We start from the raw sequence: 18,668 nt of genomic DNA on the forward strand, positions 1-18,668 counted from the left end.
ATGTCGCTCGACCTGCAGACCTGGCTCCGCCCCGCCGACACCGCCGGGAAGGACGACACCGGCCCCGCCCGGCTGCTCCCCGGCACCGCCCGGGGCGACGAGCGGCTGCGCGCCGTGGTGACCGCCGCGGCCTCCTTCGGCGACCGGGCGGCCGCCCGCTCCGACGGCACCGCGTACTTCGCCCCCGACCCGGACGAGGACCGGCGCACCCGCGCCGCCGCCGTCGACACCTGGCTGCGGCGGGCGGCCGGCGGCCACGGCGGCGCCGGCGTGCTGCTCGACCACCTCGCCGAGACCGGCCGGCCGCTCGGTGACGGCCTGCGCCCCGTCGTCCTCGCCGACCCGGCCGAACTGCCGCCCTGGGCCCTCGCCCTGGCCGCCTTCCTGCGTACCCTGCCCACCGTGCCCGGCCCCAGGACAGCCGTGCCGGGCGCCCTCACCGCCGCCTTCGGGGCCGCCGCAGCTGCGCTGCTGCCCGACGGCCCCGGCGGCATCCTCGGCGTCCCCGTCACCGACCGGGCCCGCGCCGACCTGGCCGGCACCCTGACCGCCCGGCTCACCGAGGCCTGCAACCTCTCGCTCTGCCACGAACTGCAGGCCGCCACCGGTCGCCCCCGCGCCACCGACTGGGACGCCGCCGGCGGCCTGGACACCTCCGTGGAGGGCTGGCTGGCCCGGCTGGAGCGGCTGCCCGCCCTCGCCCACCTGGTCGGCACGGTCTGCCGGCAGTGGCAGTACGTGCAGACCGAGCTGTTCGCCCGGCTCGCCGCCGACCGCGCCCTGCTGGTCGAGCAGCTCTGGCAGGGCGAGGACCCCGGGCCGCTCGACCAGGTCCGCGGCGACGCCGGCGACCGGCACGCCGGCGGCCGCTCGGTCGCCCTGCTGCACTTCGCGGGCGGCCGGGCCGTCGTCTACAAGCCCAAGGACATGCGGCACGCCGCCGCCTACCTCGACCTGGTGCGCCGACTCAACCGCGAACTCCCGCTCGACCTGCCGGTGCGCACCGTGCTGCTGCGCAGCGACCGCGGCGACGACGGCCACGGCGCCTCGCTGGCCGCCGACTGCGAGAGCGACTACGGCTGGGAGGAGCTCGTCCCGCACCGCCCCTGCGCCGACCGCGGCGGCTTCGCCCGCTTCTACCGGCGGCTGGGCATGACGATCCGGCTCGTCCAACTGCTGGAGGGCCGCGACCTGTGGGCCGACAACCTGATCGCCGACGGCGAGCACCCGGCGCTGATCGACCTGGAGTGCCTGCTCTACCCGCGCGTCCAGGCGCCGCCGGTGCTCAGCCCCGGCCAGCACGGCCTGCTGGACGAGCTGGAGTCCACCGTGGTGCGCACCGCGATGGCCTTCCAGGCCTGGACACCGGCCAAGCACTCCGGAGCCCTCGACATCGGCTGCCTCTCCCGGATCGGCAGCCTGGAGGTCGCCCCGGGCGTGCCCGCGCTGCCGCTGCCCCCGTACCGGCCCGTCCACGACGGCCGGACCGCCGACCCGTGGCAGTACACCGACGACCTCACCGCCGGCTACCGCGAGATGCACGCCGCCCTCCACGCGCTGCGCGGCGAACTCGCGTCCGCGGACGGCCCGCTGGCACCCTTCCGGGGCATCTGGGTGCGCTACATCTGGCGGCACACCTGGGACGGGTACAAGATCGTCCGCGCCTCGACCAGCCCGCTCGCCCTCGACAGCGGCGCCACCCGCGAGACGGTCATCGCCGGCGCCCTGCACGGCGCCGTCACCGCCCGCGCCGGCGACCCCGGCCGCGGCGACCTGCTGGAGGTCGTCCTCGCCGAACTCGACTCCTACCGGGTGCTCGACATCCCGTTCTTCCGCTCCCTCACCACCTCCTCCTCGGTCTTCACCGCCGACGGCCGGGAGATCCCCGGCCACTTCCAGGGCACCGGCTGGCAGCGCCTACAGCACCGGGTCGCCGAACTCGACACCTTCGACCTGGACGCCCACCTCGCCGTCCTCACCGGCTGCATCGACGCCGCCCGGGCCGGCACCGAACTGCCCGCCCCGCCCGCCGGCCGCGCCCGCCGCACCACCACCCCGGGCTCCGGCGAACTCCTCGGCCACGCCGTCCGGATCGGCGACCGGATCCTCGCCGACCGGCGCGGCCAGGGCTGGCTCGGCCAGAGCTGGTACCCCGGCACCGGTCTTCGCCAGGTCGAGGTGCTCGGCCTCGACCTCGTCACCGGCACCCCCGGCCTCGCCGTGCTGCTCGCCGAACTCTGGGCCGCCACCGGCGAACCCCGCTTCCACCGCGCCGCCCTGCAGACCCTCACCACCGCCGCCGGCCTCATCGACCCGGACTCCCCGCGCGGCTTCGCCTTCGCCGCCGACAGCCGGCTCGCCGCCGGCGCCCCCGTCCCCGGCGGACTCGCCGGCCCCGGCTCGCTGATCCACGCCCTCGCCCGGGCCGGCGTCCTGCTCGGTGAACCCGAACTCCTCACCCTCGCCCAGGCCCTGGTGCCCGGCGCGCTCGCCGTCGCCACCCCTGCCCCGGCCCGCCCCGGACGCCCCGTCCGCACCCCGCAGCCCGACACCCCGATGGGCACCGCCGGACTGCTGCTCAACCTGCTCCGGCTGCGCCGCGCCACCGGCCCCGGCCACACGCCGACCGAGGACGGCATCCGCACCCTCGCCACCGCCGCGCTGGCCAGCCTCGGCTCGGAGGAAGCCGAGGAGAGCGCCGACAACGGTTTCCTCGACCTCGTCCCGGCCGGCTCCGACTCGGTCGCCGCCGCCCTCGCCCGCACCCTCGCCGAGGCACCCGCCCTGCTCGCCGCCCCCGAGACCGTCCGCGAACGCCTCCGCGGACACCGGTTCGCCACCGCCACCCGGGCCGGCCGGCTCGCCTGCCTGGACACCGCCGTCTCGCTCGGCGCCGGCACGGTCGACCCGGCCGAACTCGGCGCCCTCACCCCGCCGGTGGGTGCGGCCGGAATCGCCGGCCGCACCACCCGCGACCTGGTCGCCACCGCAGGCGAGGCACTCACCGCCGCCGAGGCCGGCCTGCTGCACACCGTCCCCGAGGGCACCGACACGCTGCTGCCCGGCCCGTTCTACGACGGCAGGGAAGCCGCCGGACTGCTCGTCGGCGAGCTGATCGCCCGGCACGAGGCCACCGGCCGCTGGCACCCCGACCGGGCCGCCGACGACCGGATCAACCTCGGCGCCCTCGACGGCGCCGCCGCCGTCGGCCTGCTGCTGCTGCGTCTCCTCGACCCCGCCACCGCCCCGCTCGCCACCCTGCGCTGACCGCCCGAGACCCCGAGGGACCGCCATGTCCGACACCACCGCGATCGGCTTCAAACGCCACTACACCCCGTACGTCGTCGACGGCGAGGCCGTCTACCTGGTCTCCGAACGCGGCGTCTCCGTGGTCGACGGCGCCCTCGCCCAGCGCCTCGCCCCGCTGCTGGACGGCACCCGCAGCGCCGAGCAGATCGGCGCCGCCCTGGACGGCACCGTGCCCGCCGACAAGGTGCTCGGCGCCGTCGGCACCCTCCGCGACCGCGGCTACCTCGCCCCCGCCGGGCCGGTCGACGACCCGGCCGGCGCCGCCTACCTGGAGATGGCCGGACTGGACGGCGCCGCCGCGTCCGCCGCGCTGCGCACCTCCCGGGCCCGCGTCGAGGTGTACGGCGACCTCGACCCGCAGCCCTTCCTCGACGCGCTCGCCGCAGCGGGCGTCACCGTCGACGAGGACGCCGAGTTCACCGTCGCCCTCACCGAGGACTACCTGCACCCCGGGCTCGCCGACCGCGACCGCGCCGCCCGGGAGAGCGGCCGCCCCTGGCTGCTCGCCCGCCCGGTCGGCTCGATCGTCTGGGTCGGCCCGGTCTTCGTCCCCGGCGCCGGGGCCCCCGGTTCCGGGGCCTCCGGTTCCGGGGAGGACGCCACCGGCTGCTGGGAGTGCCTCGCCCACCGGCTCTCCGCCAACCGCCAGTCGCTCAGCTACCTGCAGCACCGGCTCGGCCAGGACACCCCGATCTCCACCGCCGGCGCCCACCTCGCACCCACCCTCGGCACCGGCGCCCAGCTCGCCGCCCTGGAGGCCGCCAAGTGGCTCGCCGGGGTGCGCCCTTCGGAGCCGGTGGTGCTCACCTTCGACACCGTGCTGCTGGAGGCCGAACGCCACCGGCTGGTGCGCCGCCCGCAGTGCCCGTCCTGCGGCGACCCAGGCCTGATGGCCGAACGCCAGCTCGCCCCGGCCGCGTTCACATCCCGACCCAAGGCGTTCACCGCGGACGGCGGCCACCGCTCCGCCTCGCCGGAGGACATGCTGGACCGCTACCGGCCCCAACTCTCCCCGGTGACGGGCGTGGTGACCTCCCTGGTGCCCGCCGCCCGCACCCCCACCGGCCTGCGGGTGTACGTCTCCGGGCAGAACCTCTCCCGGCAGAGCGGCGACCTGCGCCAACTCCGCACCGGCCTGCGCTCGGTGAGCTGCGGCAAGGGCCGCACCGACGTCCAGGCCCGGGCCAGCGCGCTCGGCGAGGCCATGGAGCGCTACTCCGGCGTCTTCCAGGGCGACGAGGCCCGCCGCACCGCGAGCTTCACCGAACTCGGCGACGCCGCGATCCACCCCGCCCGCACCCTGCTGTACAGCGACCGCCAGTACGAGGAGCGGGCCCGCTGGAACGCCCGCCGCTCGATGTTCAACACCGTGCCCGAGCGGTTCCGCGAGGACGAGCGGATCGAATGGTCGCCCGCCTGGTCGCTCACCGAGCGGCGCACCCGCTGGCTGCCCACCATGTCCCTCTACTACGGCTACCGGCACCGCAACGGCTTCTTCGCCGCCGGCGACTCCAACGGCTGCGCGGCAGGAACCTCCTTCGAGGACGCCGCCCTGCAGGGCTTCCTGGAGCTCGTCGAACGCGACGCCGTCGCCCTCTGGTGGTACAACCGGGTGCAGCGGCCCGCCGTCGACCTGGACGCCTTCGGCGACCCGTACATCGCCGAACTCCGCGACGTCTACCGGGGGCTGCGCCGCGAGATCTGGGCCCTCGACCTCACCTCGGACTTCGGCATCCCGGTGGTCGGCGCCTTCTCCCGGCGCGTGGACAAGCCCGCCGAGGACATCCTGATCGCCTTCGGCGCCCACCTCGACCCGCACATCGCGCTCACCCGGGCACTCACCGAGATGAACCAGTTCCTCGGCCCGGTCGCGGGCGACGCCGAAGGCCGGGTCAGCTACGCCGGCGCCGACCCCGAGCAGAAGGCATGGTGGACCACGGCCACGATCGCCGGCAACCCCCACCTGCTGCCCGCCCAGGCCGCCGCGCCCGCCGGCCCCGGCCGCTGGGCGAAGCTCGCCGGCACCGACCTCGCCGACGACCTCGCGCTCGCCCAACGCCTGGTCGAGGACCGCGGCATGGAGTTCCTGGTGCTGGACCAGACCCGACCCGACGTCGGCCTGCCGGTCGCCAAGGTGATCGTCCCGGGCATGCGGCACTTCTGGGCCCGCTTCGCCCCCGGCCGCCTCTACGACGTGCCGCTCGCCCTCGGCTGGCTCGACCGGCCGACCCGGGAGGAGGACCTCAACCCCGTCCCGATCTTCATCTGACGACGTGCCGGGCCGCCGTGCTGCTCGGCGGCCCGCCCCTCCCGGAGGAGGTACTCCGCATGACCGTGACCGAACAGCTGCCGCCCGACCTCGCGGCCGGCGGCGGCCCCCTGCGCACCCTGCTGCGGCTGCGCCCGGAGGTCGTCGTCACCGCCCAGGGCGACGACCTGGAACTCAGCCACCCCTGGGGCCGCCAGCGGGTGCACGCCCTCGGCGCCGAGACCGTCGACCGGCTCGCCGAACTCACCCGCACCGAGGTCGACCTCGACGAACTCCCCGTCGGCGGCAGGCTGCTGCACCTGCTGCGGCGCTTCCCGTACCTGGTCACCACCACGCTCGCCGACCCGCTCGGCGTACCGCTGGCGACCGCCGTGCCGATCGCCCGCTCGGCCGGACTGCCCGGTCTCACCCGGCCGTCGGACACCGCGGTGCTCTCCCGGTTCGCCTACCTGCGGCGGCTGCCCGAGGAGCACGCCGGGGCATGCGTCCTGGAGTCCCCGACGGCGCCGTTCCGGCTCACCCTGCACCGGCCGGCCGCAGGCGCCTTCGTCGCGGCGGTCACCGCCTCCCGCCCGGTGGCGGAGGCGGCACTGCTGGCCGGCCTCGCCCCCGCGGCCGGACGGTCGCTCGCCGGACTGCTCGCCGGCGCCGGCTTCCTGGACGACACCGCGCAGGGCGAACCGCCGCTGTGGGACTTCCACGACCTGCTCTTCCACGCCCGCAGCCGCCCGGGCCGGCACGACTACCCGAGCGGCGGCGTCTTCGCCCACCCCGACGTCGCCCAGCTGCCGGCGATCCCCGGCACCGGCCCGCGCGAGGAAGGCACCGGCATCGACCTGCCCGTCCCCGACTGGGACGAGGTGCTGGCCCGCGACCCGGCCCTCTCCGAAGTCCTGGAGGGCCGCCGCTCCGTCCGCAGCTACGCCGAGCGGCCGGTCACCCTCGACCAACTCGGCGAACTGCTCTACCGGGTGGCCCGGGTCCGGCGGGTCATCCCGGGCGACCCGGCCGACCCGCACGGCTACGACATCGTCGACCGCCCCTACCCGGCCGGCGGTGCCACCGGCGAACTCGAGGTCTACCTCTCGGTGGTGCGCTGCGAGGGGCTGGTGCCGGGCGTCTACCGGTACGACGCGGCCGCGCACCGGCTGCGGCCCCGGCCCTTCACCGGGCCGGGCGACGAGGCGGCGTTCCGCGAACTGATGACGGCCGCCTGGCGGGCGACCGGCTGCAGCGTCGACCCGCAGGTGCTGCTCACCGTCACCTCGCGCTTCGGCCGGCTCTCCTGGAAGTACAGCCAGATCGCGTACGCGCTGACGCTCAAGCACGTCGGCGTCGTCTACCAGACGCTCTACCTGGTGGCGACGGCGATGGGGCTGGCCCCCTGCGGCCTCGGCTCCGGCGACACCGACGCGGCCGCACGGGCCCTCGGCCTGGACTGGACGGCCGAGTCCTCCGTCGGCGAATTCCTGATCGGCAGCCGCCCCGCCGGCATCCCCCGCACCGCCCACGGCTTCGCCGACATGGTCACCCAGGCGAGGGGGTAATGAGGGCAAGTTGAAACAGGGGCGCTGGGGGCACCTCCCGGCCGAAGGCCGGGGGCGGAACTGCGCAATTCAGGCTTTGGGGCAACCACTTAGGGGCACGGGGAACTGCGCAATTCGGATGTGGTCCACCTGCCAGAATCGCGTCGACCCGAACAGGGGTCGGCCCGTCTCGACAGGTGCACCACATCCGAATTGCGCAGTTCTCCCCCAGCCTTCGGCCGGGAGGTGCCCCCACGCGCCCCTCATCGGTTTACCCCGCGCTGTGTTCGAAGCGTCAGAGCCAGCCGCGTTCGCGGGCGATCCGGATCGCGTCGCAGCGGTTGCGGGCGCGGGTCTTGGCGATCGCCGCCGAGACGTAGTTGCGGACGGTACCGGGGGAGAGCGAGAGCGCGGCGGCGACCTCGTGGATGGTGGAGCCGTCCGCGACGTGGCCGAGCACGGTGACCTCGCGCGGGGTGAGGGGCGAGGCGCCGCCGCGTACCGCGTCGACCACCAGCCGGGGGTCGTAGACCCGTCCGCCGCGGGCGAGTTCCCGGACGGCGGAGATCAGTGCGGCCGGCGGCACGTCCTTGAGCAGGACGCCGGCCACCCCCTCGGCGACCGCCCGCTGGAGGTCGGCGGTGCGGGCCCGGTCGGTGAGCAGCAGGACGGCGGTGGCCGGGGCCCGGTCGCGGATCAGCGCGGCGGTGGCCGGGCCGCCGGGGCCCGGCAGGTCCGGGTCGAGGACGGCGACGGCGGGCCTGGTGCGGGCGGCCTCGGCGGCGGCCTCCTCGGCGGTGGGGGACTCGGCGACCACGGCGAGGTCGCTCTCCCGGTCGAGGAGTGCGCCGAGCCCGGAGCGGAACAGGTGGTGTCCGTCGGCGAGCAGGACGCGGACGGCGGCGGTGCCGCCTTGGGCGGTGGGGGCCGCCGGGTGGAGCGGGCTTTCCAGGACGGTGGTCATCCGGCTACCTCGGGGGCGTCGACGTCTCGGTCTGCGGGTGCGTCCGGCCGGCCGGGTTGCGGGGGCCGGCGCCGGGGGGTGGTGCCGGGGGGTGGTGTCGGCCGGTTCGGCTCAGCCCCAGCCCCAGGTGTCCTGGTGGCCGGTGGGCAGCGGGGGGAGCGGGGTGGACGTGGGCGCGGGGGAGGAGCCGCCGTCGGCCCGGTAGGGGGCGGACCCGCTGCCGCCGGTCTGCGTGGTGGCGGCCACACCGGTGAGCACACCAAGACCCAGGGCGACAATCGTGATGAAACGGACCTTCTGCGTCATGGGGATGCCCGATCCTCTCGCATTCGGCTGGACCCCGGGCTGCTTCCGGGGCGCTGTGGTGTCAGGGGGCGGGGCGGGTGGTCCGTGGCCGGGCCCCGAGGGGGGCTGCTGTCCCGGTTGCGGTCCGCCGTTCCGCCGACACCTCGAGAGTGGCGGCTCGGGCCGGTCCGTGTCAGCAGCCGGAGCTGGCACCAGAGTGCCGTGACACCCTGAGGCCAGCTCGGCCGGCCGCCAGGCGGCGGGTACGGGCCGCGGTCAGGGGTGGCTGGGCAGGGCGTGCAGGCCGAGCGCGATCCACGGGTCGGCCTCGCAGAAGCGCAGTTCCCAGCCGCTCAGTTCGCCTTCCTCGGCGACGAGTTCGCCGCAGGCGTCGCGCAGCCGGTCCTCGGCCTCCAGCAGGGATCCGGCGTCGACGAAGACCACCGCGTCCAACGAGTCGGCGGTCTGCCGGATGCGCGCGTGGCTCAGCCGGGCGGGGCCCCGGAGCCCGCGCTCCAGCCCGGCCCGGACGGCGGGTTCCACCAGTGCGCGGAGCGGCCGGCCGCTCCGCGCCGCCAGGTGGACGCGGATCGCATACACGTCATCCAGCCTGACGGATGCACAACATCTTTGGCGGCAGCGGTCGGTGTCAGATCTCCGCCTGGCAGCAACATGCCACCGGGCGGTGCGGCGGGCGGCGGGCCCCCTACCGTGGAGAATGCGCGACGGGGGTCCGCGTCCGTTCACCGTTCATCCATCGGACCGCCGGGATTGCCCGCAAGAGTGTTCTGTGTTCGAGTCGGTGGCGATATGCTCGCGCCCTGTCGGATCCACCGGTCGACCCCGCTCGCAGGAGGGTGTGATGGTGTTCGCACTTCTGGTGGCGTGCTGTTGAGCGGGGCAGTGCCGATCGGCCTCGATCCGTTCGGCGAAGCGGTCTACCGGACGATGCTCCTGCATCCGGAGCTCGACACCCGCGGCATCGCCGAGCGGCTGGAGTCCGAGGAGTCCGAGGTGCGGGCCGCGCTCGACCGCCTCGCCGACCTCGCCCTCACCAGACCCACCGGCGCCAGCGACCGCTGGCGGGCCGTCAACCCGGAACTCGGCCTGGCGACGTTACTCGCCCGGCAGGAGGCCGAGGCCGCCCGCCGTCAGCAGGAGATCGAACGGAGCCGTGCCGCGATGGCCGGTCTGATCGCCGAGTACGCCAGCGTCCACGCGCCGGCCAACCAGCCCGGCATCGAGCTCATCAGCAGTCTCGACGAGGTCCGCGACCGCCTCGTCCAACTCGCCTCCGACGCCGCCGCCGAGGTGCTCTCCTTCGCCCCGGGCGGCCCGCAGCCGCCGCAGGTCATGGAGGCCAGTCGCGTCCTCGACCAGGAGAGCCTGGAGCGCGGCGTGCGGATGCGCACCCTCTACCAGGACAGCGTCCGCAACGACCCCGCCACGGTGCAGTACGCCCGCTGGCTGCACGGCCTCGGCGGCGCCGTCCGCACCGTGCCCACGCTGCCGCTGCGGATGATCCTGGTCGACAACGCCACCGCGATCGTTCCGATCGACCCGGAGGACGCCCGCAAGGGCGCCGTGCTGCTGCGCAGCCCCGGGGTGATCGCCGCCCTGCGGGCCCTGTTCGAGCAGGTCTGGGAGCAGGCCCGGCCGCTCGGCGAGAGCGTTCAGCGGGATCCGCACGGACTCACCGCCCAGGAGCGCGAACTGCTGCGGCTGCTCGCCGAAGGGCTCACCGACGAGCGGGCCGGCCAGCGGCTCGGGGTCTCACTGCGGACGGTGCGCCGGATGATGGCCGACCTGATGGTCCGGATGGACGCCCGCAGCCGCTTCCAGGCCGGTATCCAGTGCGCCGCCCTCGGCTGGCTGGGCGAGGCCTCGACCCGCTGACGGATCGGACGCGTCACCCGCGCCGACGCCGCGTCAGATGCCCACCGGTACCGCGCCGGCGGCCTTCCGGAAGCGGCGGTGGGCGGTGCGGTCGAAGTCGCCGGCCAGGGGGGCGAGGACGGCGGCGGCGGAGAGTGCCACCGCCTCGGAGAGCAGGTCGGGCCAGTCGGAGCCGGTGAGCAGGCCGGCGGCGAGGGCGGCCACCGCGGCATCGCCGGCGCCGGTGGGGTTCCCGGTGGCGGTCTCGGGTGGTGCGCAGCGCCATGCGCCGGTCGGGGTCAGGGCGTAGAGGCCGCCGGGGCCGAGCGAGGCGACCACCGCGCCCGCGCCGCGGCGGCGGAGTTCGGCCGCGGCGGCCGGTACGTCGGCGATGCCGGTGGCGGCGCGCAGTTCGGCGGCGTTGGGCTTGACCACGCTCGGCCCGGCCGCCAGGGCGGCGGTGAGCGCGGGCCCGTCGGCGTCCAGGACGGTGACCGCGCCGCGGCCGCGGGCGAGTGCGACGAGTTCGGCGTAGGCGTCCTCGGGGCAGCCGGGCGGGAGGCTGCCGGAGAGCACCAGGACTCCGCCGGCGGCGGGCAGGGCCGTCTCGACGGCGCAGGCCAGGGCCCGCCACTCGGCGGGGGAGATCGCCGGGCCGGGTTCGTTGAAGAGGGTGGCGTCGGACGGGTCGGCGACGGCGACCGTGCGGCGGGTGTCGCCGGCGATCGGTACCGCGCGGTGGGGCAGTCCGGCGGCGGCCAGGTCGGCCGCGACGGCGGCACCGGTGGCGCCGCCGAGGGGCAGGACGGAGAGCGCCTCGTGGCCGAGCGCGGTGAGCACCCGGGCCACGTTGACGCCCTTGCCGCCGGCCCGGGCGGCGACCGCGCCGACCCGGTGGGTGGTGTGCGGGCGCAGCACCGGCACGGTGTAGGTGACGTCCAGGGCCGGGTTCGGTGTGACGACCAGCAGCACGGCCGGCATTCCCCCTGATCTGCTCGATTCTGCTTGGAAAACGCATGGATCGAGCAGATTCAAGCATATTACTTGAGCAGGCGGGAGAGTCTGCGGTCGGCGAGCGTCCGCCCGCCGGTCTGGCAGGTCGGGCAGTACTGCAGCGAGGAGTCGGCGAAGTTGACGGACCGGACGGTGTCCCCGCAGACCGGGCAGCGCTCGCCCTCGCGGCCGTGCACCGCGAGCCCGGCCTTCTTCTCCGCCTTCAGCCCGTCCGCGGGCACCGCCCTGGCGTGCTCCAGGGCCTCGCCGAGCACGGCCCGCAGCGCAGCGTGCAGACCGGCCAGCTGTGCGGGCTTCAGCAGGGCGGCCGTCGCGTACGGGGAGAGCCGGGCCCGGTGCGCGATCTCGTCCGAGTAGGCGTTGCCGACGCCGGCCAGCACGGTCTGGTCGGTGAGGAAGGTCTTGAGCCGCTGCCGGGTGCCGGCGGCCAGCGCGGCGAGCTGCTCCTCGGTGACGGCGAGCGCGTCCGGGCCGAGCCTGGCGATGCCGGGCACCTGGGCCGGGTCGGCGACCACGTACGCGGCAAGCCGCTTGGTGGTGCCCTGCTCGGTCACGTCGAAGCCGGAGCCGTCGTCGAGCACCAGCCGCAGCGCGAGCGGCCCGCGCCGGCCCGGCGGCTTCGCGGGGAAGGACGCCCGCCGGTGCACCCAGCCCGCCCGGGCCAGGTGCAGCACCAGGTGCGGGCCGCCGTCGGTGGTCAGGTCGAGGAACTTGCCGTGCCGCCCGACCCCGGCCACCGTGCGGTCGTGCAGCGCCTGCGGCGGCGGGTCGAAGGTCTTCAGCACCTGCACCGAGAGCACCTCGACGCGGGCCAGCGAGCGGTCCGCGCAGGCCTCGGTCATCCGCTCGGCCAGCGCCTGCACTTCCGGTAGTTCGGGCACCTCCCCAGTCTGGCGGGGCCGGGCCGGGGAGGCCATCGGATCGCCCGCAGGGTGGCTGGGCTCCTCCCGGTCGTCCGGCGCCGGTATCGTACGGGCGTCATCGCATCACCCAGAAGGAGCACCTGCCGAGATGGACATCGACAAGGCCAAGGCGACGTTCGCCCGGTTCGACATCAACGGGGACGGCTTCATCTCGCCGGAGGAGTACTCCAAGGTCATGGCCGAGATGGGCGACCCCTACGTTTCCGTGCCGGTGGCCCAGGCGGTCATCGCCAAGGCCGACACCAGCAAGGACGGCCTGCTGAACTGGGCCGAGTTCTGGGCGATCCAGCAGGCCTGACGGCCGACCGGCGGGCCCGGCCGCTGGGGGTCCACCCCCGGCGGCCGGGCCCGCCGCATGCCCGGCCGCGCGTGCCCGTACGCCTCGACCGCAGGCGCTTCGGCCCGGGGCCGCTCAGGCCCGCAGCAGGCGGCCGAGGCCCTCCCGGGTGGCCGCGACCACCACCAGGTCGCCCGCGTCGAGCACGTGCCCCGCGGGCGGGTTCCAGCGCAGTTCCGGGCGGGCCCGGTAGGTCAGCCCGAGGTCGCGGGCGCGGCGGGCGGGCTCGGCGACGTCCAGCGCGAGCACCTGCCAGGCCCCGGGCCGGTGCGCCGCGGCGACCGTCCGCCCGGCCAGCTCCGGGTGGTCGCCGACGTCCACCGCCGCAAGCAGCAGCACCTGCCGGCCGACCGCGATCGCGCCGAGCACCTGCCGGCCCATCATCGCGGAGGCGAAGGCCGGCGCCGACAGGAACGAGACGCTGTGGCTGCGGGTGTCCGCGTCCGGGTAGGAGTCGCGCAGCGCCCGGTACACGTCCGCGGCGAAGTCGTCGTCGAACAGGCCCATCACCACCCGCAGCGCCGGATTGCACTCGCGGGCGGACAGCGCCGCCTCCAGGTTGGTGGAGTCGTTGCTGGTCAGCGCGAGCATCGCGCGGGCCCGGCCGACCCGGGCGGCCTCCAGCACCCCCTCCTGGGTGGCGTCGCCGAGCACCACCGGCACCCCGTAGGCGCGCGCCCGGGCCACCCCGCGGGCGGTCGGGTCGCTCTCCACGCAGACCACCGGCAGGTCCAGCTCGCGCAGCCGGTCCAGCACCCGGCTGCCGACCCGGCCGAGGCCGAGCAGCACCACGTGCCCGGAGATCCCGCGCGGCGGGCGGCGCAGCGCGGAGGCGGCCCGGAAGGTGCCGAGCGCCTCCAGGGCGAGGGCGGTCAGCAGCGGCATCAGCAGCAGGCCGCTCAGTGCGGTGAGGATCTGCAGCACCTTGCGGGCCGGGGTGTCGGCGGTGGCCGGGTCGGCGATCGCGATCACGTCCAGCACCGCGAGGTAGGCGGTGTGCAGCGGGTTCTCGCCGGTGAGGGCGGAGGTGAGGCCGGCGAACAGGGCGAGCAGCGCGGTCAGCGAGCCGAGCGCGATCCGCAGCCGGCGGGAGAACAGCGCGGCGACCGGCAGGCCGGACAGCCCGGGCAGCCGGCGCCGCGGCCGCCGCTCCTCGGGGTGCCCGAGCAGTTCCAGGACGAGCCGCCGGCCGTCCGGCGGCGACGCCTCCTCCGGGCCGGGCAGCAGCACCGGCGGCCGCCCGTGGCCGCCCGGGGCGAGCAGCGCCAGGGTGGCCAGTTCGGTGCCCTCCGGCTGCCCGCCCGGGGGCAGTTCGGCGGCCCGCAGCAGCCGCCCGTCGACGTGCACCACCGCGGGGTGGCCGGAGACGGCGGCGGACACCAGCGCGGGGGCCGCGGTCGCCGAGGTGGAGAGCACCGTGGTGGACGCCTCCGGGGCGGGTCCGCCGTCCGGGGTGCGGGCGGCGACGGCCCGGTCGAGCAGCTGGCCGACCCGCCGGCCGAGCCGCCGGTTGTAGACCCGCAGCACCAGCCGGACACCGGGGTTGAGCCGGCGGGCCCGCAGCGCGGACTGCACGTTGGCCTGGTCGTCGGAGCCGGTGAGGGCGAGCGCGGCGGCCTCCCGGATGCCGGCCTCGGCCAGGACCGCGGTGCTCGGCTCGGCGGCCTCCACCACCCGGACGGGCAGGCGCCGTTCCTCGGCCAGTGCGGCGATCTGCGGGCCGTGCCCCTCGCGGACGGAGCGGACCACCACGGTCACCCGCCGCCCGTAGAGCGTGGTGAGTTCGAGGGCCAGCCGGAAGGCGAGGGTGTCCTGGCCGCACACGATCATGTGTCCGTGCTCGTCCGCCCGTTCGGCCGCGGCGGGCCGTGCGGCGGTCTCGGTCCGTCCGGCGGTCTCGGCGTGTCCGTCCGCCGGGGCGGGCTGGGAGGGCAGGGCGGGGGCGGGCCCGGTGGTGGTGGACATGCCCGCCATCCTGGCAGGGCCGTGACCGTAACGCGATCTTCCCGCAGCGGCGTTGATGATTCGTCACGTTCGCACGGGTTGGTACCCTCGGACGTCTGCGACGGGGACGGGAGCGGGCATGGACGCAACAGTGGTGCCGGTGGTCGTACTGGTGGCGGCGGCGCTGCACGCGGTGTGGAACGCCCTGGCCCACGCCCTCCCCGACAAGGTGGCCGGCTTCGCCCTGATCAACGCGGTCTTCCTCGTCGGCGGCCTCCTGCTGGCCTGCCTCGCCCCGCTCCCGGACGCCCGCGCCTGGCCCTGGCTGGCCGCCTCCGCCGTGCTCCAGGTGCTCTACCAGCTGCTGCTCCTGCAGGCCTACCGGCTGGGCGACTTCGGCCAGGTGTACCCGCTGGCCCGCGGAACGGCGCCCTGGCTGGTCGCCGCCCTCTCGGTGCTGGTGCTCGGCCGCCCGCTCGGCACCGGCCAGTGGGCCGGCGTCCTGGTGATCTCGGCCGGGCTGGCCGGGCTGGCGCTGGCCGACGGCGTCCCGGGCCGGGCCGGACTGCCCGCGGTCGGCGCGGCGCTGGGCACCGGCGCGATGATCGCCGGCTACACCGTGGTCGACGGGACGGGCGTGCGCACCTCCGACACCGTGCTCGGCTACATCGCCTGGCTGTTCGTCCTGCAGGGCGCCGGCATGCTGCTCGCCGCGGTGCTGCTGCGCGGCCCCGCGCTGTTCTGCCAGCCGGGCCCCGGCTGGGCGCGGGGCCTGGCCGGCGGGGTGCTCTCGCTCACCGCGTACGGGCTGGTGGTGTGGGCCCAGGCGCACGGCGACCTGGCGACGATCGCCGCGCTGCGGGAGACCAGCATCGTGATCGCCGCGCTGATCGGCGCCCTGGTCTTCCGGGAGCGGCTCGGCGCCGCCCGGATGGCCGCCGGGGCGGTCGTGGTGGCCGGCATCGCCGTCCTCCAACTCGCCCCCGTGTGAGCCGTGCTCAGGCCGGCTGCCCGGCCGCCGCCAGGGCCCCGCTGCGGACGCGGTCCAGCAGCGCCAGCAGCACCTCCTTGCTGGAGGCCCGGTCGCGGACGTCGCAGAGCACCACCGGCACCGACTCGTCGAGGTCGAGCGCGGCCCGGACGTCCTCCGCGCTCGCCTCGCGGCGGCCGTGGAAGCAGTTCACGCCGACCGCGAACGGCACTCCGCGCTGCTCGAAGTAGTCGACCGCGGCGAAGCTGGACTCCAGCCGCCGGGTGTCCGCCAGGATGATCGCGCCGAGCGCGCCCAGCGCCAGGTCGTCCCACATGAACCAGAAGCGGAACTGCCCCGGGGTGCCGAAGAGGTAGAGCACCAGGTCGTCCCGGAGGGTGATCCGCCCGAAGTCCATCGCGACCGTGGTGGTCGACTTGTCGCGGACGCCGTCCAGGCTGTCCACACCGACGCTGGCCTGGGTGATCCGCTCCTCGGTCGACAGCGGTTCGATCTCGCTGACCGAGCCGACCATGGTGGTCTTGCCCACGCCGAAACCGCCGGCCACCAGGATCTTGACCGCCCCGGGGACCAGGCTCTGGGTCATCGTGCTGTGCTCCTAGCTGTTCTCAGAGGTTGCGCACGCCGTCGATGACGGCCTGGACGAGGGCCAGGTCCGGCACCTCGGCCAGCGGCACCGGTGCCCGCGTGATGATCAGTGAGGTGTCGGCGAGGTCGCCGAGCAGCACCTTGACCACGCTCACCGGAAGGTCGAGCCGGGCCGCGATCTCGGCGACCGCCAGCGGCCGCTCCCGGCACATGCCGAGGATGGCCGCCGGCTCGGGAGCCAGCCGCGTGGTGTCGACGCGAGGGTCGGCGGTGACCACCAGGGTGATCAGCGAGTACTCGGTGCGGCCCGACTCGGTCCGCCCGCCGGTGATCGCATAGGGGCGGACGAGATGCCCCGCCTCCCGGTCGAACCACGCCTCCTCGGGGGTCACGCAAGGTCACCCGTCCGGTCGCGGCCGGCATCGCTGCGCGGCGCGGCGGTGAGGTAGGCGCCGACCTGCTTGACCAGCATGTTGATCTCGTACGCCATCAGTCCGGCGTCGACCGCCTCGGAGGTGAGGACGGCCAGCCGGGCGCCCTGGCCCGCGGTGGTGACGAAGAGGAACAGGTGGTCCATCTCGATCACCGTCTGCCGGACCCGGCCGCCGTCGAAGCGCTGGCCGGCGCCGCGGGCGAGGCTCTGCAGGCCGGAGGCGACCGCGGAGAGGTGCTCGCCGTCCGCGCGGTCCAGGTTCTTGTCCATGCCGACGAGCAGGCCGTCCTCGGACAGCACCACGGCGTGCCTGGTCTCCGGTACCCGGGAGACCAACTCGTCCAGCAGCCAGTTGAGATCGCGCTGGGTTTCGGTGTGCTGGGTCGTCATCAGAGCTGGTCCTCGCGAGCGGGGGCATGGTCGGGTGCGGTGGAGGTCTCGTCGGCGCCGGGCCGGGGCAGCGCGGTGTCGCGGGCCGTCCGGGTGCCGCGCTGGATGGCCGCCATGGTGGCGCGCGAGCGCTGCGGCGAGGCGTCCTCGTCCGGGGCCGGCCGGGCCGGCCGCGGTACGGCGCCGCCCGTCCCGCCGGTGCGCTCGGCGGCCGCGGCCTCCCGGAGCTGGTCGGCCAGGCTGGCGTTGCGGACCCGCTTCGGCAGCACCTTCGGGGTGCGCAGCTCGCCGTCGGCCTCCGGCAGGTCCTGCGGGTCCTGCAGCTCCTGGACGTCCGGCACGGCCGGGGGCGCGGGGACGGCGGGAACGGCCGGCCCGAAGGCCGGGGCGGCGGGCAGTGCCGGCGGCTGCCGGGTGGGCAGCTGCAGTGCCTCCGGGGCGGCCTCGTGGACGGCCCGCTCCCCGGCGGGCGCCTGTGTCGGTGCCGCGAACAGCGCCGGGTCGACGTCCGGCAGGGGTGCGGCGGGCACGGCGGGTGCGGTCGGCACACGGAACGGGACGGCGGAGACGACCGCGCCGGGCAGACCGGGGATCGACGCGCCGGCGGTGAGGCCGCCCGCCGACCGGGCCTGGGCCTGGTCGGCCACCCGGGCGCCGAACGGCAGACCGGGGAAGCCAGCGGGCGCCGGCGCGGCCTCCAGCAGCGCGGTGGGCAGCAGCACGATGGCCCGGGTGCCGCCGTAGGGCGAGGGCCGCAGCGCGACCTGGATCTCGTGCCGGGCGGCGAGCCGGGAGACCACGAACAGGCCGAGCCGCAGGTCGTCGCCGAGCGCGGCGACGTCCAGCTCCGGCGGGTCCGCCAGGTAGGCGTTGAGCCGCTCGTACTCGTCCTCGGTCATGCCGAGGCCGCGGTCCTCGACCTCGACGGCGAGGCCCTTGGGGACCTCCTGCGCCGAGACCTGAACCTGGGTGTACGGCGGCGAGAAGGTGGTGCCGTTCTCGATGAGCTCGGCGATCAGGTGGATGACGTCGGCGACGGCCTGGCCGGCCAGTGCGCTGCGCGGCACGCCCTGGACGACCACCCGGGCGTAGTTCTCGGTCTCGGAGACCGCCGAGCGCAGCACGTTGACCATCGGCACGGCGTTGCGCCAGCGGCGGGCGGGCAGCGCGCCGCCCAGGATCACCAGGTTCTCCGCGTTGCGGCGCATCCGGGTGGCCAGGTGGTCGACCGCGAACAGCTCCTTGAGCAGCTCGGGCTCCTCGTGCCGGCGCTCCAGCTCGTCCAGCATGGTGATCTGGCGGTGGATCAGCACCTGGGTGCGGCGGGCGATGTTGAGGAAGACCTTCTTGGTGCCCTCGCGGCCCTGCGCCTGCTGGACGATGGCCGTCACCGCGGTCCGCCGGACGGCGTCGACCGCCTCGGCGACCTGCTGGATCTCGTCGCCCTCCGAGCGCCGCACGGGGCGGCCGTCGACCGGTGCGGGGACGACCTCGCCGGCATCCAACTGCCGGACGACGGCCGGAAGTTCGGACTCGGCGAGGGTGCGGGTGATCTCCCGCAGGGCGTCCACCCGGGCGGTGAGCACCCGGGCCGTGCTGCGGCCCTGGACGAGGCTCCAGGCCAGCACGGCGGCCACCGCGGCGGTGCCGAGCGCGAAGGCGAGGCCGTGCCCGCTGTGCAGCAGCAGGACGCCGGCGTAGCCCCAGGCGACGGCCAGGCCGGCGCAGGGCACCAGCACCAGGGGGAGGAGGGACGTACGGAGCGAGCCGGCGCGGCCGGCGCGGTGGCCGGGGCGCTCGGCCGGTATGCCTGGCATCTG

General features: G+C 75.8%; 16 protein-coding genes. 6 read left to right on the plus strand and 10 right to left on the minus strand.

All coding sequences use genetic code 11. The annotated features are described in order from the left end of the window. Genes AB0P35_RS00865 through AB0P35_RS00875 form a run of 3 tightly spaced genes read left to right on the plus strand, consistent with a single transcriptional unit; the run spans position 1 to position 7,125 of the window. Positions 1 to 3,267 (plus strand): DUF4135 domain-containing protein, encoded by a 3,267-nt coding sequence (locus tag AB0P35_RS00865; RefSeq protein ID WP_363504566.1) that lies wholly within the window; start codon positions 1 to 3, stop codon positions 3,265 to 3,267. 25 nt (positions 3,268 to 3,292) lie between these two features. Further along, positions 3,293 to 5,578, plus strand: coding sequence for a TOMM precursor leader peptide-binding protein (locus AB0P35_RS00870; RefSeq protein WP_363504569.1), 2,286 nt, complete (start codon positions 3,293 to 3,295; stop codon positions 5,576 to 5,578). Positions 5,579 to 5,637: 59 nt separating this feature from the next. Continuing rightward, positions 5,638 to 7,125, plus strand: coding sequence for a SagB family peptide dehydrogenase (locus AB0P35_RS00875; protein ID WP_363504572.1), 1,488 nt, complete (start codon positions 5,638 to 5,640; stop codon positions 7,123 to 7,125). Positions 7,126 to 7,399: 274 nt separating this feature from the next. On the opposite strand, the gene AB0P35_RS00880 is transcribed toward AB0P35_RS00875, so the two are convergent. From AB0P35_RS00880 to AB0P35_RS00890, 3 genes are all read right to left on the minus strand, one after another. After that, positions 7,400 to 8,068 carry a response regulator transcription factor gene (locus AB0P35_RS00880; RefSeq protein WP_363504575.1) on the minus strand — a complete coding sequence of 223 codons (669 nt, stop codon included), beginning with the start codon at positions 8,066 to 8,068 and terminating at the stop codon, positions 7,400 to 7,402. 111 nt (positions 8,069 to 8,179) lie between these two features. Then, positions 8,180 to 8,374, minus strand: coding sequence for a hypothetical protein (locus tag AB0P35_RS00885; RefSeq protein WP_095872374.1), 195 nt, complete (start codon positions 8,372 to 8,374; stop codon positions 8,180 to 8,182). A gap of 255 nt (positions 8,375 to 8,629) precedes the next feature. After that, a complete protein-coding gene (locus tag AB0P35_RS00890) occupies positions 8,630 to 8,953 on the minus strand; it encodes a hypothetical protein (RefSeq protein WP_363504578.1) in 324 nt (107 codons plus the stop codon). Positions 8,954 to 9,244: 291 nt separating this feature from the next. Here AB0P35_RS00890 and AB0P35_RS00895 point away from each other — a divergent pair, with 291 nt between their 5' ends. Then, positions 9,245 to 10,249: a LuxR C-terminal-related transcriptional regulator gene (locus AB0P35_RS00895; protein ID WP_257018964.1), complete on the plus strand. Its 1,005-nt coding sequence runs from the start codon at positions 9,245 to 9,247 to the stop codon at positions 10,247 to 10,249. 33 nt (positions 10,250 to 10,282) lie between these two features. Here the strand turns inward: AB0P35_RS00895 and AB0P35_RS00900 are convergent, their stop codons facing one another. Together AB0P35_RS00900 and AB0P35_RS00905 are read right to left on the minus strand one after the other, a co-directional pair. Next, positions 10,283 to 11,200 carry a 1-phosphofructokinase family hexose kinase gene (locus AB0P35_RS00900; protein WP_363504583.1) on the minus strand — a complete coding sequence of 306 codons (918 nt, stop codon included), beginning with the start codon at positions 11,198 to 11,200 and terminating at the stop codon, positions 10,283 to 10,285. A gap of 68 nt (positions 11,201 to 11,268) precedes the next feature. Next, on the minus strand, positions 11,269 to 12,123 hold the full coding sequence (locus tag AB0P35_RS00905; protein WP_363504586.1) for a DNA-formamidopyrimidine glycosylase family protein: 855 nt from the start codon (positions 12,121 to 12,123) through the stop codon (positions 11,269 to 11,271). Positions 12,124 to 12,253: 130 nt separating this feature from the next. On the opposite strand from AB0P35_RS00905, the gene AB0P35_RS00910 reads away from it, so the two are divergent. Then, entirely contained in the window at positions 12,254 to 12,463 is a 210-nt protein-coding gene (locus AB0P35_RS00910) for an EF-hand domain-containing protein (protein ID WP_095872371.1), read from the plus strand. 114 nt (positions 12,464 to 12,577) lie between these two features. On the opposite strand, the gene AB0P35_RS00915 is transcribed toward AB0P35_RS00910, so the two are convergent. Further along, complete coding sequence (locus tag AB0P35_RS00915) at positions 12,578 to 14,467, minus strand: NAD-binding protein (protein ID WP_363504590.1); 1,890 nt, start codon at positions 14,465 to 14,467, stop codon at positions 12,578 to 12,580. Between the two features lie 118 nt (positions 14,468 to 14,585). Here AB0P35_RS00915 and AB0P35_RS00920 point away from each other — a divergent pair, with 118 nt between their 5' ends. Beyond that, positions 14,586 to 15,437, plus strand: a complete 852-nt coding sequence (locus AB0P35_RS00920; RefSeq protein WP_363504592.1) for an EamA family transporter — start codon at positions 14,586 to 14,588, stop codon at positions 15,435 to 15,437. Between the two features lie 7 nt (positions 15,438 to 15,444). On the opposite strand, the gene AB0P35_RS00925 is transcribed toward AB0P35_RS00920, so the two are convergent. The 4 genes from AB0P35_RS00925 to AB0P35_RS00940 are packed head-to-tail and all read right to left on the minus strand — an operon-like array spanning position 15,445 to position 18,665. After that, positions 15,445 to 16,023 carry an ATP/GTP-binding protein gene (locus AB0P35_RS00925; protein WP_363504595.1) on the minus strand — a complete coding sequence of 193 codons (579 nt, stop codon included), beginning with the start codon at positions 16,021 to 16,023 and terminating at the stop codon, positions 15,445 to 15,447. 22 nt (positions 16,024 to 16,045) lie between these two features. Continuing rightward, complete coding sequence (locus tag AB0P35_RS00930; protein WP_095872368.1) at positions 16,046 to 16,417, minus strand: DUF742 domain-containing protein; 372 nt, start codon at positions 16,415 to 16,417, stop codon at positions 16,046 to 16,048. Beyond that, complete coding sequence (locus AB0P35_RS00935; protein WP_095872367.1) at positions 16,414 to 16,848, minus strand: roadblock/LC7 domain-containing protein; 435 nt, start codon at positions 16,846 to 16,848, stop codon at positions 16,414 to 16,416. Before AB0P35_RS00935 ends, AB0P35_RS00930 begins: the two co-directional genes overlap by 4 nt. Then, positions 16,848 to 18,665, minus strand: a complete 1,818-nt coding sequence (locus AB0P35_RS00940) for an ATP-binding protein (protein ID WP_363504599.1) — start codon at positions 18,663 to 18,665, stop codon at positions 16,848 to 16,850. Before AB0P35_RS00940 ends, AB0P35_RS00935 begins: the two co-directional genes overlap by 1 nt. Positions 18,666 to 18,668 lie beyond the last annotated feature (3 nt).

Source organism: Kitasatospora sp. NPDC085879 (genome assembly GCF_040686255.1).
Classification (GTDB): Bacteria; Actinomycetota; Actinomycetes; order Streptomycetales; family Streptomycetaceae; genus Kitasatospora.

Coding starts and splice junctions, on each gene's coding strand:
- AB0P35_RS00915 (WP_363504590.1), bottom strand. CDS start 14,467: ATGTCCACCACCACCGGGCCCGCCCCCGCCCTGCCCTCCCAGCCCGCC.
- AB0P35_RS00880 (WP_363504575.1), bottom strand. CDS start 8,068: ATGACCACCGTCCTGGAAAGCCCGCTCCACCCGGCGGCCCCCACCGCC.
- AB0P35_RS00935 (WP_095872367.1), bottom strand. CDS start 16,848: ATGACGACCCAGCACACCGAAACCCAGCGCGATCTCAACTGGCTGCTG.
- AB0P35_RS00865 (WP_363504566.1), top strand. CDS start 1: ATGTCGCTCGACCTGCAGACCTGGCTCCGCCCCGCCGACACCGCCGGG.
- AB0P35_RS00920 (WP_363504592.1), top strand. CDS start 14,586: ATGGACGCAACAGTGGTGCCGGTGGTCGTACTGGTGGCGGCGGCGCTG.
- AB0P35_RS00925 (WP_363504595.1), bottom strand. CDS start 16,023: ATGACCCAGAGCCTGGTCCCCGGGGCGGTCAAGATCCTGGTGGCCGGC.
- AB0P35_RS00910 (WP_095872371.1), top strand. CDS start 12,254: ATGGACATCGACAAGGCCAAGGCGACGTTCGCCCGGTTCGACATCAAC.
- AB0P35_RS00875 (WP_363504572.1), top strand. CDS start 5,638: ATGACCGTGACCGAACAGCTGCCGCCCGACCTCGCGGCCGGCGGCGGC.
- AB0P35_RS00870 (WP_363504569.1), top strand. CDS start 3,293: ATGTCCGACACCACCGCGATCGGCTTCAAACGCCACTACACCCCGTAC.
- AB0P35_RS00885 (WP_095872374.1), bottom strand. CDS start 8,374: ATGACGCAGAAGGTCCGTTTCATCACGATTGTCGCCCTGGGTCTTGGT.
- AB0P35_RS00940 (WP_363504599.1), bottom strand. CDS start 18,665: ATGCCAGGCATACCGGCCGAGCGCCCCGGCCACCGCGCCGGCCGCGCC.